Origin of the sequence: Streptomyces sp. NPDC002889, from assembly GCF_042888425.1 — a bacterium.
In the GTDB taxonomy this organism is placed as follows: domain Bacteria; phylum Actinomycetota; class Actinomycetes; order Streptomycetales; family Streptomycetaceae; genus Streptomyces.
Genome location: NZ_JBIAPT010000028.1, coordinates 17,122 through 31,197 on the forward strand (window position 1 = coordinate 17,122; position 14,076 = coordinate 31,197).

Consider the following 14,076-nt stretch of genomic DNA (forward strand, 5'->3'; position numbering starts at 1 on the left):
ACTTGCCTGTCAATCCACCTCCACCACGGCCTGCGCGAACTGCGCCGCGTACAGCCGTGCGTACGCGCCCTGCGCCAGCAACAGCTCCTCGTGCGTGCCCTGCTCGACGATCGACCCGTTCTCCATCACCAGGATCACGTCCGCGTCCCTGATGGTGGAGAGCCGGTGCGCGATCACAAAGCTCGTACGCCCATGGGACAGGCGCGCCATCGCCTTCTGGATCAGCACCTCGGTGCGGGTGTCCACGGAACTCGTCGCCTCGTCCAGCACCAGGATCACCGGGTCGGACAGGAACGCCCGGGCAATGGTGATCAGCTGCTTCTCGCCGGCGCTGACGCCCGAGCCCTCGTCGTCGATGACGGTGTCGTAGCCGTCCGGGAGGGTCCGGATGAAGCGGTCGGCGTGCGCGGCGCGCGCCGCCTCCTCGATCTCCGCCCGCGTCACCTTGCGGGACGTGCCGTAGGCGATGTTGTCGGCGATCGTCCCGCCGAACAGCCAGGTGTCCTGGAGCACCATGCCGATGCCGGAACGCAGCTCGTCCCGCGACATGGTGGCGACGTCCACCCCGTCGAGACAGATCCTGCCGCCGGTCACCTCGTAGAACCGCATCAGCAGATTGACCAGGGTGGTCTTGCCGGCTCCGGTCGGGCCGACGATCGCGACCGTGTGGCCCGGTTCGACCGACAGCGACAGATCCTCGATGAGAGGCTTGTCCGCGGCGTAGCGGAACGACACCTTCTCCAGCGACACGGCGCCGCGCAGTGCGTCCGGCCGTGCCCCGGCGAGCGGCTCCGGCGCCTGCTCCCGCGAGTCCAGCAGCTCGAAGACCCGCTCGGCGGACGCGACACCCGACTGCACCAGGTTCGCCATCGAGGCGACCTGCGTCAGGGGCATGGAGAACTGCCGCGAGTACTGGATGAACGCCTGCACATCGCCGATCGACAGCGCGCCCGAGGCCACGCGCAGCCCGCCGACGACCGCCACCAGCACATAGTTGAGGTTGGAGACGAAGAACATCAGCGGCTGCATGACACCGCTGTTGAACTGGGCCTTGAACCCGGCTTCGTAGAGCGCGTCGTTCTGCTCGGCGAAGTCCTTGGCCGACTCCTCCTGCCGTCCGAAGACCTTCACCAGCGCATGGCCGGTGTACATCTCCTCGATATGGGCGTTGAGCTTGCCCGTGGTCCTCCACTGCGACACGAAGTACGGCTGCGAGCGCTTGCCTATCCTCGTTGCCACGACCACCGACACCGGCACCGTGACGAGCGCGACCAGCGCCAGCAGCGGCGAGATCCAGAACATCATCGCCAGCACGCCGACGATCGTCAGCAGTGAGTTGATCAGCTGCCCCATCGTCTGCTGCAGGGTCTGCGAGATGTTGTCGATGTCGTTCGTCGCCCTGCTGAGCACTTCGCCGCGCTTGGCGCGGTCGAAGTAGGACAGCGGCAGCCGCGACAGCTTCGCCTGCACGTCCTCACGCAGCCGGTACACGGTCCGGTTGATCACCCGGATCGACAGTCGGGTCGCCACCAGCATCAGCAGCCCCGCGGCCACATAGATGGCGAGCGCCACCAGCAGGACATCGCGTACGGCGGTGAAGTCGATGCCGCTTCCGGGCGTGAAGTCCACCGCGGAGAGCATGTCGGCAAGACCGTCGTCGCCCTGCTTCCGCAGGCCCTCGATCGCCTGGTCCTTGCTGGTTCCCGCGGGCATCTCCCGCCCGACGACCCCCGCGAACACCAGGTCCGTCGCCCGCCCCAGGATCATCGGCCCGACCACCGAGAGACCGACGCTCAGCACAGCGGCCGCGAGCATCACCCACAGCGTCGCCCGCTCCGGCGCGAGCTGCCGCAGCAGCCGCTTGCCCGACCCCTTGAAGTCCATCGACCGCTCGTTGGGCGAGCCGCCCGCCATCATCCGTGCAGCAGGTCCCCCGCTCATGCGGCCTCAGCCTCCGTCAGCTGCGAGAGCACGATCTCCCGGTAGGTCTCATTGCCCTGCATCAGTTCGTGATGGCTTCCGGTGCCCACGACCCGCCCCTCGTCCAGGACGACGATCCGGTCCGCGTCCCGGATGGTCGACACCCGCTGGGCGACGATCACCACCGTCGCGCCGGCGGTCTCGCGCGACAGGGCACCGCGCAGCGCCGCATCGGTCGCGTAGTCCAGTGCCGAGAAGGAGTCGTCGAACAGATAGATCTCCGGCCGCTGCACCAGCGTGCGGGCGATCGCCAGCCGCTGGCGCTGGCCGCCGGAGACATTGGTGCCGCCCTGCGCGATGGGCGCGTTGAGCCCGCCCTCGAGTTCCCGTACGAAGTCGGCGGCCTGCGCCACTTCGAGGGCCTCCCACAGCTCCTCCTCGCTCGCGCCGGGCTTTCCGTACCGCAGATTGGTGGCCACGGTCCCGGAGAACAGGTACGGCTTCTGCGGCACGAGCCCGACCGTCCTCGCCATCAGTGCCGGCTCCAGCTCCCGTACGTCCACCCCGTCGACGAGCACCTCGCCGCCCGTCACGTCGAACAGCCGCGGCACCAGGCCCAGCAGCGTCGACTTGCCGCTGCCCGTCGACCCTATGATCGCGGTCGTCTCGCCCGGCAGCGCCACCAGGTCGACCCCGCGCAGCACCGGCTCCTCGGCCCCCGGATAGCGGAAGTCGACGCCCCGCACCTGAAGATGACCGCTGCGGCGCAGCTCCCTCACCGGCGAGCTCGGCGGCACCACGCTCGAATCGGTGCCCAGCACCTCCTCGATCCGCTCGGCACAGACCTCGGCGCGCGGCACCATCATGAACATGAAGGTGGCCATCATCACGGCCATCACGATCTGCATCAGATACGCGAGGAACGCGGTCAGCGCACCGATCTGGATCGCACCGCTGTCGACACGGTGGGCACCGAACCAGACGACGGCGACGGACGACACGTTCACCACCGTCATCACGGTCGGGAACATCAGCGCCATCAGCCGTCCGGTGGACAGGGACACATCGGTGAGCTCGTCGTTGGCCCCGCGGAAGCGCTCCTTCTCGTACGCGTCCCGTACGAAGGCCCGGATCACCCGGTTGCCGGTGATCTGCTCGCGCAGCACCCGGTTCACCGTGTCGAGGCGCTCCTGCATGGTGCGGAACAGCGGCCGCATCCGCTTCACGATCAGCGACACCGAGATGCCGAGCACCGGCACGACAGCGAGCAGCACCGCCGACAGCGGCACGTCCTGGCCGAGCGCCATGATGATGCCGCCGACACACATGATCGGGGCCGAGACCATCATGGTGAAGCCCATCAGCACCAGCATCTGCACCTGCTGGACGTCGTTGGTGGTACGGGTGATCAGCGAAGGCGCCCCGAAGTGCCCCACTTCCCGTGCCGAGAAGCTCTGCACCTGCCCGAAGACGGCGGCCCGGACGTCCCGCCCGAGGGCGGACGCGGTGCGCGCGCCGTAAAAAACGGCCCCGATGTTGCAGAGCACCTGGACCACACTGACGCCGATCATGAGGGCGCCCACGGCCAGGATGTAGCCCGTGTCCCCCTTCACGACACCGTTGTCGATGATGTCGGCGTTCAGGGTGGGCAGATAGAGGGTGGCGCTGGTCTGCAGCAGTTGCAGCGCCACCAGGAAGGCGATCGGTCTCTTGTACGGACTCAAGTGGGTCCGCAGCAGTCGTATCAGCACACGCTGTCTCTCGGGCTCGGCAAGATCGGGGGCCACCCCATCTTCCGACACCCGACGGGGGAAACCCCAAGGGTTTTCCCCCAAAGCCCGGTCAAGAACAGCTGAACGAAAGCTGTCCGTTAAGGGGCGGGGTTGAACGCCCCCGGATGGATCTGGTCCCGGGTCGCCCCGTACTGCTGGCGCACCGCCTGCCCCACCGGCAGTTCGTCACCCGGCTCGAAGACCTGGACGGCAGCCCCCTGCCAGGCCGGCGGGGCCTGCGGGGACAGCGTCCCCTGCGCGACACCCAGCGCCCACGCGGCCTGGCGCGCCGCGCCGAGGGCCGCATAGTCGGCGGGCTGTGGCACCAGGACCTGCGCCCCGAAGATCGCGGGCGCCGCGGCCTGTACGGCGGCCAGCTCGGCGGCCGCCCCCAGCAGGAACACCCGGCGCACCTCCAGGCCCCGGCCGCGCAGCACGTCCAGCGCGTCCGCGAGCGAGCACAGCATGCCCTCGAAGGATGCCCGCGCGAGATGCTCGGGCTTCATCGACTCGCGCCGCAGCCCGCTCAGCGTGCCCGCGGTGTGCGGCAGCTGCGGAGTCCGCTCGCCCTCCAGATACGGCAGCAGCACCAGACCGGACGAGCCCGGCGTCGACTTCATGGCGAGATCCGACAGCTCCGCGAGGTCGTCCAGCCCCAGCAGTTCGGCCGTACCGCGCAGCGCCCGAACGGCATTGAGCGTGTGGACGACCGGCAGATGCATCCCGGTCGCGTCGGCGAACGAGGTGATCATCCCGCTCGGGTCCGCGAGCGCCTCGTGGTGCACGGCCATCACGGAACCCGACGCACCCAGCGACACCACGGCGTCGCCGACGCCGAGCCCCAGCCCGAACGCCGCCGCCATCGTCTCGCCGGTCCCCGCGGAGATCAGCAGCCCTTCGGGCGTGGTGCCCGCGGCCTCGGCCGGACCGAGCACCTCGGGCAGCGCGCACTGGTGCCCCAGGGCGAGTTCCACCAGATCGGGGCGGTAGGAGCCGGTACCCGCCGACCAGTACCCCGTGGCAGAGGCGCCACCGCGGTCGGTGGTCCGCCGGGAGGGCCGTCCCAGCAGCTGCCACACCAGCCAGTCGTGCGGCTGCATCAGCCCCGCGATCCGCCGTGCGGCCTCGGGCTCGGCGCGTGCCAGCCAGCGCAGCTTCGCCACCGGCTGGGCCGCCTGAGGTACGCACCCGACGGCCTCGGCCCAGGCCTGCCGCCCGCCGAGCCCGTCGATGAGATCGGCCGCCGCGACCTGGGCCCGCTTGTCGTTGCCGAGCAGGGCGGGACGTACGAGCCCACCCTGCGCATCCAGTGGGACCAGCCCGTTCTGCTGTGCGGAGACGCCGATGGCCTGCACGCCTTCCAGCAGCCCGCCGGTTGCGGCGTCACCGAGAGAGAGCAGCCAGACCTGCGGATCGACCTCGGTCGCCTTGGGATCGACGGGGTGCGGCGCATACCCCTGCCGCAGTACGGCACCCGTGTCCGCGTCACAGACGACGATGCGTGTGAACCCAGACGAACTGTCCAACCCGGCGACTATCCCCATGTACAGAATTCTGCCGCACTCGGCGGACAGTCATGTCACGTGTTGGTGGTTCCCCAGTCGTCGTCGAGGCTGCCGTTCCGGTCCCGCAGCGCGCGCACCCGCTCGGCGACCGAGACGGGCACATGGTCACCGACCTTGTCACTGACCTTGTGGAACGCCTTTCCGGCCGCTTGGCGGCTGTTGTGCGCGGCGGACTCGGCGGCGTTACGTACCGCGGGGTTCCGGGAGAGCTCCCGCGTGGCTTTCTTGAGCTGTTCGTAGCGTTCGCGCCCTGCCCGCGTGCCGAGCACGTAGCCGAGGGCGAGTCCGGCGACGAAGGTGAGCTTGTACCGCATGGCGCGACCCTTCCGTTGCGTCGGTGCTGGCCGCCTACCCGCAGAAGCCCGTGATCACCCCGGGACATACCGATTGGCGGAGCACCCCCCTGCTTGCGCTAATGTATGTGTCGCAGCGAGCACACGCCCCCTGGGATGCCCCAGGTAGGTACGTTCGGTGCACATGCAGCAATCCCCTGTAGCTCAATTGGCAGAGCAGCCGGCTGTTAACCGGCAGGTTACTGGTTCGAGTCCAGTCGGGGGAGCGCGATCCCCTGTAGCTCAATTGGCAGAGCATTCGGCTGTTAACCGGAGGGTTGCTGGTTCGAGTCCAGCCGGGGGAGCAGATGAGAGAGAGGACCCCTCGTGGGTCCTCTTTTCATGTGTTCTGCACCGGACCGGAACCGGGCGGCGACCAGCGCAGTCCTCATGGTTGTGCGTTGCCGACCATCCGAAGCAGGAGATCGTATGACCGGCTATGCTGCGGCAGACGGCGCGCACAAATGTGCGCGACGCGCCGTAAGGGGCGGTAGCTCAGCCGGTTAGAGCAGCGGACTCATAATCCGTCGGCCGTGGGTTCGAGTCCCACCCGCCCCACTGCGCGCTATATGTGCAGAAACGATGTGACGTGCGACAGCAGCATGCACCTGCCGAAGCGTCAGAGGAAGTAGCCACGCCGAAGTGTGTCGGTCCTCGCCCAGCAGCCCTTCCGAGTCCCCCGCGGGACCACTCGGTTGGCCCCGTGGGGAGTGCGGCCGGTCCTGAGCGGCAGCCCCGATCGCGTTGATGCCGGACGTGGGGGAGGCCGGCGCGGGGATCTGCCGGCCGGGAGTGCCGCGGCACACCCTGACGGCCTTCCGCAGGGCGGGGCCGACCGCGGATCACGTGTCCGAGCCGGTCCCGGCTGCGCGCCGGCGGATCAGGTCGGCACGCGAGGTGATGCCCAGGCGCTCGAAGATGCGACGCAGATGGTAGTCGACGGTGCGTGGGCTCAGGCACAGCCGGGCCGCCACCTCCTTGTTGGTTGCGCCCTCGGCTACCAGGCGGGCGATCTGCTGCTGACGGGGCGTCAGCGTGTCCGGCCGGACTTCAAGAGCGGGGGCTTCGTCCTCAGCGGGATCCCAGTCGTCCCCGGTGGCGCGCAGCTCGGCCCGGGTCCGGTCGAGCCACAGCCGCGCTCCGTGCCTGCGAAAGACGTCGGCCGCCTCCCGGAGCTGGGCGCGGGCGTCCGCGCGTCGGCGCTCACGGTTGAGGTACTCGCCGTACAGCAGGCATGTGCGGGCAAGTTCCAGTTCGCGATCGCCGCTCGGGTGCAGACGCAGAGCGCGCCGGAAGTGTTCCTCGGTGTCGCCGGTTTCCAGCAGTGCGCGGCACCGGGCAGCCAGCGCGGCCGGCCACCCCCGGCCGATCGCCTGGGCCCAGGGGGCGAAGGTCGCCGCTGCGCGCTCCGCCCGGGGCCGGTCCCCGGCGCGGACGGCGGCCTCCACGTAGCTGGGGACGGCCTCGATCGCGACACCGGGATGTCCGAGCCTTGTCCGGGCGAGCCTGCGCAGCTTGGCGGCCGCCTCGGCCCAGTTTCCGGAGGCGAGATCCAGGTGGGCCAGGCCCCACAGGCCAAGGGCGGAGGCGAGGCCCAGGCCGTGCGCCTGCGCTTCGCCGACGACGCGGTCCGCGTACTGCCCACAGGCCCCGGAGTCCCCGGCGATCCCGGCCGCGAGCATCAGTATCCCCATCAGGTTGCGGGCACAGTTGAGCTGGCCGGTTTCACGGGCGAGCCGTAGTGCCTCCATGGCGGTGAGCGTCGCGGTGTCCGGTCCGCTCAGCCAGCATTCCGGGTACGCGAGGTACTGCATGGCGTGCGCCATCGTGGGTGTGTCACCTGCCGTGCGTGCCGTCGTCACCGCTCGGGTGGCCAGCGCACGCGCGCGGGCATCGTCGGCGACGAACAGCGCACCGTGCGACGCCCAGGCGAGCAGGAGGGGGTCGTCCACCTGCGCCGCCGTGTCGAGACACCCGCGTAGGCGGGGCACCGCGGCCGCGAGCCGTCCTTGCAGCGAATCGGCGACCGCGAGCAGAACCTCGGCGGCGAATCGGCTCTCCGGCTGTTCCTCCCGCGCCGAACTGTCGAGCATCGCCAGCGCGCGCCGGCCGGCCTGCACGGGTAAGGCCGCGTTTCCCGCGTACAGGCCCGCCTCCCCCGCTGCCACGAGCGCCTTGATGGCCAACGACGGGTTGTCACCGGCCAGTAGGTCGGCGGCGGTCAGGAGTGCGTCGTAGGCATCCGGCGCTGCGGCGTGATGCAGGGAGATCACGCCGTTCAGATAGGCGATGTGCCCCCGCAACGACGGCTGATCCGTACCGACCAGGGTCTCCGCGCGTTCCAGCAGCCGGGCTGCGCGCCGCGGCCGTCCGGCCCGTCTGCTGCAGTCGGCGGCGCTGACCAGGCGGCTTCCCCGGGGGCCGTCCTCGGGGGTCAGCTGGGCCGAGCGTTCCATGAGCGCCGCCGCGTGCGCCTGGCCCTCGTGCCGACGGGCGCAGGCAGCCTGACGTTCCAGTTCGTCGGCCAGTTCGGCGTTTGCCTCCGACAGCAGGGCGGCCTCGTGCCAGCACCGACGATCGTCGTCCGTGTCGGCGAACGCCCGCGCCAGCATGTCGTGCGCCCACTGCCGCTCGGCGAGATCCGCTCCCTGGCAGATCGCCCGGCCGAGGTCGTCGTGCCGGAAGGAGATCGCCGTCCTCGAGACGGTGAGCAGACCCGCGGTCTCGGCGGATTTCAGGGCCGACGGGTCGATCCTCGTCCGCTGGGCGACACGTAAGAGTGTCAGGGGGTCCAGGCCCGGTTCCGCGGCCAGCAGCAACAGCAACCTCCGGCAGTCGCCGGGAAGCCGTCGGAACTCGGCAAGCCGGAGGCGCGCCAGGCGAGGTGCCAGGGGCAGGGGATCGGGCAGGCTGGACAGCCGGCTCAGCTCCGCGGGTGTGAGCGTCCGCAGGAACTCGAGCAGAACGAGGGGATTGCCGCCGGCTGCATGGAGGAGCACCTCGCGAACCGGGAGCGCCACCGGATACGGCCGGATCCGCGCGAGGAGCCGCAGACAGTCCTGGTCGCTCAGGCCCGCCAGACGAAGTACCGGCACTCCCGACACGGCGGCGCACCTGTCGCTCTCCGTCCCGGCCAGGATCAGGACCCGCTCGGTGCTGATCCTGCGGGCCACGAAGCCGAGGGTGTACCGGGACTCGGAGTCGACCCACTGCAGATCGTCGACGCCGAGCAGCACCGGGCTGCGGCCGCTCGCCCTGGCCAGCAGAGCCAGCACGGCGAGTGCGATGAGCGACCGCTCCCGGAGCGGCGGGACGTACCCGAGCAGCAGCCGCTCCAGGACCTCCCGGGACTGCGGCGGCAGTTGACGCATGTCGGGGGCCAGCGGCCTGACCAGCCGCTGCACCACTCCGTACACCAGGTGCTGCTCCGCCGGTACCCCGTCGGCCCGGACAGCGCGGAAGTCATGGGCCAGGTGGGACGCGTACCGGAGCAGTGCGGTCTTGCCGATCCCGTGGTCACCGGTCAGGAGCAGGGCGCCGCCGCCTGCTCCGCGGCAGGCATCCACCGCCGCCGCAAGCTGGGTGCGCTCGGCCTGTCTGCCGATGATGTGGGGTTGCTCGGTGCCGTACGTCATGACGCACGCCTCCCGGCTCGACGCCTCAGGCCTGAGAATAATGACTATTCTCGACGGTGAGCGCAACAGTGACGCTGCCCCGAAGCGCCGTGCTTCGAGGGCCTCCTGGAGGCTCCTGGCGCGGATACCCTTGGTTCGTGGCAGACCCTGATTCCCCCTCAAGGCAGTCCGGTGCACTGATCCGGGACCGGTTGATCGAGGCGGCCGTTCAGGAATTCGGTGAGCAGGGCTACGACCGCACGCGGGTGCAGGACATCGCCCGTCGTGCCGGGCTCTCCACCGGCGCCATCTACGGCAACTTCCGGAACAAGGCCGACCTTCTTGCCGAGGCGGTCGATCGCGGTCTGGCAGCCGCCGCGCGCAAGCTGGATGAGGCTCTCGACCGCGGGGCTGCCTCCACCGACCTGCTCGAGATGATCACCACTGACCTCTCCGACCCACGCCGGCGAACGTGGGCGCCTCTGGTCAGCGAGGCGCTCGCCGCCGCGCGGCGCGACGACGAGGTGGCCCGCAGGGTCCACGCCGCCTTGCGCAGGGCGGAGACCAGGTTGACGGATCTGGTCGAACTCGCCCAACAGGACGGTTCACTTACCGCCGAGGTCGACGGCGCGGCCTGTGCCCGCCTGGTGCTGTGTGCGTCCCTCGGTGTCGACGTACTCACCGCCGTGAACTTCGAGGGCCCGGACCGCAAGGCGTGGACCGCATTGATGCACAGGATCTTCGCCGGGGCGGCCGCGGCGACTGTCCGGACCGTGGCCTCCGTCCGGCGCCCGGCCGGGGGCCGTTCGCGGCGGAGCGGCTGAATCACCGGTCGCAGCCACCGCGAATCGGTGCAATCGCCGGTGTTGCGGCTGCCCGCGAGGGCGAGTACCCCGAGTACTTGCTGGTCAGCAACTCGGCGGAAATTTCCCCGTTTTCACTGCGTCAGAGATCCGTTGACAGTGGAAAGGCCGCACGTCACTCTACGGTCAGCCGAGCGAGTCCTTATCGGTGAGGGGGACCCCCTCGATCAGGCCTGTCCGCTCTGGCGCTGTTGACCGTAACGCGTTCCTCGCCAGGGAAAAACACCGCCTGCTTTCATGCTGCGCGCCGACAAGGATTCCGGCGTTCTGGCCATCGCGAGGCGACGTGAAGCGCGCTCACATTCCATGCGCACCGGTCGAGTCCGAAGAATTCCTTTCCGGCAAGGAGGAAACATGCTTCAGCGAAAAATCGCGTTGACCGCCGTCGTCGTCGCCACGGCGCTGGCGGCGGGCGCCACCCCGGCGGTCTCCGTCGGCGCTCCCGACACCAGGACACGACCCCAGCACTCCGGAGCACAGGTCACAACAGTTCGGTACGGACCGTTCACGATCCCGGCAGCGTCCGGGCACGACCACGGGGAGACGGGCAACCGACTCTCCTTCAACGTGCAAAAGCCGTGCGACGACTGCTACATAACGGGATTCAAGCCCAATCTCGTGTACGCGGACGGGTCGAACGCCAATGTCAACACCGGCCCCATGCTGCACCACATGGTGATGGGAAACCACTGGAAGAACGACGTCGTGTGCAACGGCCCGCAGCGAATATTCGCCTCCGGAAACGAGCGGGTGGAGAGCGTCCTGCCCTCCGGATACGGCATCAAGGTCGGCAGGGGCGAGCGGTGGAACATGCTCTACGACCTGATGAACCACGCCTCGCAGAACAAGACGGTCTACATCTCCGTCACCTACACCCATGAATCCGCCACTGGTTCGTCACTCAAGCCGGTGACACCGATCTGGATGGACGCGGGCGGATGCCTCGGCAGCGTGTACGACGCTCCCGAGGGAGTCAGCGAAAAGACCCGACGATGGCGGTCCACGATCTCCGGGACGCTGGTGCACATGCGTGGCCATCTCCACCACGGCGGTCACTCGGTGCGGACCGAGAACCTCGGCACCGGCAAGGTCCTGTGCAACATCGTGGCGGAGGAAGGCGGCAGCCCCGAGTTCATCGACATTCACGGAAACACCGAGATCTCGGACATGCCGCCCTGCAGCGGGGACTCCCTGGGCACGATCCAACGGGGGGACGTTCTGCAGATCACCAGCAGGTACGAGATCGACGGGCACTCGCACGACGACGTCATGGGGATCATGGCCGGCTGGGTGGCCCGGAACTGATCCGCCTCGAGCAGGCGGTGGGGCGCGCGGGGGCGCGCCCCACCGCCCCACCGCCCCACCAAGGAGGTGATCGCATGAATCCGGGCCGGTCCAGCAGAACTCCGCACGGCTGGACGCTCCTCGTCGCCGACGTGCTCGTCTGTCTGGCATGGGCGGGCAGCGTGTGGGCGGCGCTGCATGTGGAGGCCGGCCCGGCGGTGCGCACGGTCGCGCTGTTCGCGCATCTGGGGGCATTGGTCGTCGGACTGGGCTCGGTGCTGACCATCGACTACTACGGCATGCTGTGGCTGCTGGGGAGGCGGAGCCTGCGTCACGCGCTGGAGTTCGCCGGCCCGCTGCACGTGCCCGTGTGGGCGGGGCTGGCCGGCTTGGTGCTGAGCGGGATCATCCTCGATCCCGACCCCCGGGCACTCCTCACCCGGGTCAAGCTGGCACTCGTCCTTCTGATCGCGCTCAACGGAGTGCACGCGCACGCTCTGCACCGCACCCTGGTCGGCCACGAAAACGGGTGTCCCCCGCGGCGGTTGCTCGTGCGTGCAGTGATCTCGGCCGCCCTCTCTCAACTCGGGTGGTGGGGGGCAGTGACGATCGGATTCCTCAACAGTCAGTCATGACCGGCGAGGGAGTGTGCCTCGGCGGCGCCACGCACCGCCTCAGGCAGCGGCGGCAGATCAAACGCGAGGGAGTCGGCAACGTGGCGTCCCGGGTCACTCGGTGCGGACGTGCTGCCGCCGTAGAAGCCGAGAGTCGGCTGCGGTCAGAGAGTGAGTAGTCGGACGAGCAACACCACCGACGTGCCCGCTGTGAACACCGACCCCAACACGGTGAACACCAGGTCGACCGTCGCTACGTCCCAGCCCTGGATCGCAAACCGGCGGGGATCTTCCGGATCGTATTGGACCATGACAAAGGCCCCCACGCCGAAGTTGCCTCCGACGCAACCGCGGCCAAACCTGGATGAGTACTCGCACTCGCGGCCGTCCCGGGTCGTCCAGGCTGCGACCGGGTGGTAAATCGTGGCGCCCTCGTCGCCTCGTCCGACCTCGTGGCGGACGATCCGAGCCTCTGCGGTGACACCTGTGCGACGGAGCGCGCCGGCGCGGCGGAGTCCGTACACGCCGAAGCTGAGGAAGACCGCGCCAATCGTCAGCGGGATGAGAGAGAAGAGCCATTCGCGTTCCATGTGTTGTGCGACGCGTGCGTGGGGGTGCCGGTTGCGAGTGGGGCGACTGCGGCAGCCTGCCTGCCACCGCGCTCGGTGACACAAGCCGACAGAGTTGGAGCCGTCGAGCAGGGGATCGGCCCGGCCGCGAGGACAGGGCGCACGCACCGGCCGCCACAAGCGTCACGATCAGCCCGGCGAGGAACATCAGGCCGACGCCCGCCCCGGCGAAGCCGATCGCCACGTACCGCGCCCACGGATCGGCCTGCTTGATGATGACGGTCTGCGCCGGAGGAGGCCCGCGACCGTGCCCGCACTGGCACACCGTGCCCGTCCGGTACTGCTCCACGGGCAGGTGGCGCGCCGGCGCGGTACGGGTGCGGGCCCGGCGCTCCGGCGGGCGCACGCGGCGGAGCCGCCGCGCCCCGACCCGGGTCACGCAGCGATACCGCACACGAGGGAGGCCGAGGCGAGCAGGAGAACGCCCGAAGCAGAGGCCACCACAGGGATGGGATCCCTGGCCCGCAGGTGCGTCAGCACGGCCCCGGACATCAACGCGCACAGTCCCGCGCCGGCCGCGATGCCCAGCGGAGGGACCGCGGGCCCGGCCAGCAGCCCCACACCACCCGCGACCTCCAGTACGCCGATCGCCCGCCACAACGAGGGCGACATGCCGAAGTGGTCGCGGTACTGCAGGGACCGGCGCAGCCCGTAGACCTTGATCCCTCCGGTGAGGACGAATATCGGGCCGACGGCTGAGGCCAGGATGATGCGCAGGACGTCCACAGGTCACCTTTCGAGCAGTGGGGCAGTCGCGGATGGGATACTGCTGGGGCGATGACCGATCCCACGACAACGACCGGCCCTCTTCCGACGATGCGCGATGACCAGCGCGAGGCATCCAGGCGCAGACTGCTCGACGCGGCACTGGGGATCTTGGCCGAGGAAGGCTACCGCGGCCTCACGGTGAAGAAGGTCGGTGATCGTGCCGGGGTCAGCCGGGGCATGGTCAACTACCACTTCACGTCCAAGGCGGGGCTCGTCGAGGCGGTCATCACCGACATCCGCGAGGTCTTTGTCGACCGTCTCCGGGCGCTCCCCGGGTACGACCGGATGACCGGGCTGGAGGCCGTGCTGGCCAAGCTGGAGCAGTACTTCTCACGTCTGGCCGAGCCGGGCCCGAGCGTCCGGGCACGCGCGCTGCTGGTGCTGCTCGTCGAGGCGATCGGCAGTCCGGGCGACACCGCCAAGGGGCCCCTGAGCGGCCAACTCGACCTGGTCCGCACCGGCGTGGAGGACGACATCCGACGAGGGGTCGCCGACGGCAGCATCCGTTCCGACCTGGACCCCCGCGCGCAGGCATTCCTTCTGGAGAGCCTGGCGCGCGGCGTGCTGCTCCAGTACCAGCTGGACTCCGCGCGCGCCCGCCTGGAGGAGATCGGCCGCGCGGCCCACGACATGGTGCTGCTGGCACTCACTGCGGACCGCAGGACCGGCTGACGCCGCCGGCCGGGGGCGCCTGCGGGAGTCCGGCCCCCGCGCA

General features: G+C 69.6%; 11 protein-coding genes and 3 tRNA genes. 7 read left to right on the forward strand and 7 right to left on the reverse strand.

What is annotated here, in order from left to right; all coding sequences use genetic code 11:
* Nucleotides 1-9: 9 nt before the first annotated feature.
* The 4 genes from ACFYWI_RS31975 to ACFYWI_RS31990 form a co-directional block, all read right to left on the reverse strand.
* Nucleotides 10-1,941, reverse strand: a complete 1,932-nt coding sequence (locus ACFYWI_RS31975; RefSeq protein ID WP_389239250.1) for an ABC transporter ATP-binding protein — start codon at nucleotides 1,939-1,941, stop codon at nucleotides 10-12.
* Nucleotides 1,938-3,671 carry an ABC transporter ATP-binding protein gene (locus ACFYWI_RS31980; protein ID WP_389239320.1) on the reverse strand — a complete coding sequence of 578 codons (1,734 nt, stop codon included), beginning with the start codon at nucleotides 3,669-3,671 and terminating at the stop codon, nucleotides 1,938-1,940. Before ACFYWI_RS31980 ends, ACFYWI_RS31975 begins: the two co-directional genes overlap by 4 nt.
* 119 nt (nucleotides 3,672-3,790) lie before the next feature.
* Nucleotides 3,791-5,236: an FGGY family carbohydrate kinase gene (locus tag ACFYWI_RS31985; RefSeq protein WP_389239251.1), complete on the reverse strand. Its 1,446-nt coding sequence runs from the start codon at nucleotides 5,234-5,236 to the stop codon at nucleotides 3,791-3,793.
* A gap of 35 nt (nucleotides 5,237-5,271) precedes the next feature.
* Nucleotides 5,272-5,571 (reverse strand): YtxH domain-containing protein, encoded by a 300-nt coding sequence (locus tag ACFYWI_RS31990; protein WP_389239252.1) that lies wholly within the window; start codon nucleotides 5,569-5,571, stop codon nucleotides 5,272-5,274.
* A gap of 172 nt (nucleotides 5,572-5,743) precedes the next feature.
* Here ACFYWI_RS31990 and ACFYWI_RS31995 point away from each other — a divergent pair.
* The 3 genes from ACFYWI_RS31995 (at nucleotide 5,744) to ACFYWI_RS32005 (ending at nucleotide 6,147) form a co-directional block, all read left to right on the forward strand.
* Nucleotides 5,744-5,816: transfer RNA gene (locus ACFYWI_RS31995), tRNA-Asn, on the forward strand.
* Between the two features lie 5 nt (nucleotides 5,817-5,821).
* A tRNA-Asn gene (locus ACFYWI_RS32000) sits at nucleotides 5,822-5,894 on the forward strand.
* A 179-nt stretch (nucleotides 5,895-6,073) separates the two neighbouring features.
* Nucleotides 6,074-6,147 (forward strand) — tRNA-Ile (locus ACFYWI_RS32005).
* 284 nt (nucleotides 6,148-6,431) lie between these two features.
* Here the strand turns inward: ACFYWI_RS32005 and ACFYWI_RS32010 are convergent.
* Nucleotides 6,432-9,224 carry an AAA family ATPase gene (locus ACFYWI_RS32010; RefSeq protein ID WP_389239253.1) on the reverse strand — a complete coding sequence of 931 codons (2,793 nt, stop codon included), beginning with the start codon at nucleotides 9,222-9,224 and terminating at the stop codon, nucleotides 6,432-6,434.
* Between the two features lie 137 nt (nucleotides 9,225-9,361).
* Here ACFYWI_RS32010 and ACFYWI_RS32015 point away from each other — a divergent pair, with 137 nt between their 5' ends.
* The 3 genes from ACFYWI_RS32015 to ACFYWI_RS32025 all read left to right on the forward strand — a co-directional run bounded on the left by ACFYWI_RS32015 (nucleotide 9,362) and on the right by ACFYWI_RS32025 (nucleotide 11,985).
* On the forward strand, nucleotides 9,362-10,027 hold the full coding sequence (locus ACFYWI_RS32015; protein ID WP_389239254.1) for a TetR/AcrR family transcriptional regulator: 666 nt from the start codon (nucleotides 9,362-9,364) through the stop codon (nucleotides 10,025-10,027).
* Between the two features lie 393 nt (nucleotides 10,028-10,420).
* The gene (locus tag ACFYWI_RS32020) at nucleotides 10,421-11,371 is read left to right on the forward strand and encodes a hypothetical protein (RefSeq protein WP_389239255.1); all 951 of its coding nucleotides are present in this window, start codon (nucleotides 10,421-10,423) and stop codon (nucleotides 11,369-11,371) included.
* Between the two features lie 74 nt (nucleotides 11,372-11,445).
* Nucleotides 11,446-11,985 carry a hypothetical protein gene (locus tag ACFYWI_RS32025; protein WP_389239256.1) on the forward strand — a complete coding sequence of 180 codons (540 nt, stop codon included), beginning with the start codon at nucleotides 11,446-11,448 and terminating at the stop codon, nucleotides 11,983-11,985.
* Between the two features lie 143 nt (nucleotides 11,986-12,128).
* Here the strand turns inward: ACFYWI_RS32025 and ACFYWI_RS32030 are convergent, their stop codons facing one another.
* Together ACFYWI_RS32030 and ACFYWI_RS32035 are read right to left on the reverse strand one after the other, a co-directional pair.
* On the reverse strand, nucleotides 12,129-12,554 hold the full coding sequence (locus tag ACFYWI_RS32030) for a DUF3592 domain-containing protein (RefSeq protein WP_389239257.1): 426 nt from the start codon (nucleotides 12,552-12,554) through the stop codon (nucleotides 12,129-12,131).
* Nucleotides 12,555-12,968: 414 nt separating this feature from the next.
* Nucleotides 12,969-13,319 carry a DoxX family protein gene (locus tag ACFYWI_RS32035; RefSeq protein ID WP_389239258.1) on the reverse strand — a complete coding sequence of 117 codons (351 nt, stop codon included), beginning with the start codon at nucleotides 13,317-13,319 and terminating at the stop codon, nucleotides 12,969-12,971.
* Nucleotides 13,320-13,370: 51 nt separating this feature from the next.
* Between ACFYWI_RS32035 and ACFYWI_RS32040 the strand changes: the two genes are divergently transcribed.
* A complete protein-coding gene (locus ACFYWI_RS32040) occupies nucleotides 13,371-14,033 on the forward strand; it encodes a TetR/AcrR family transcriptional regulator (RefSeq protein WP_389239259.1) in 663 nt (220 codons plus the stop codon).
* Nucleotides 14,034-14,076 lie beyond the last annotated feature (43 nt).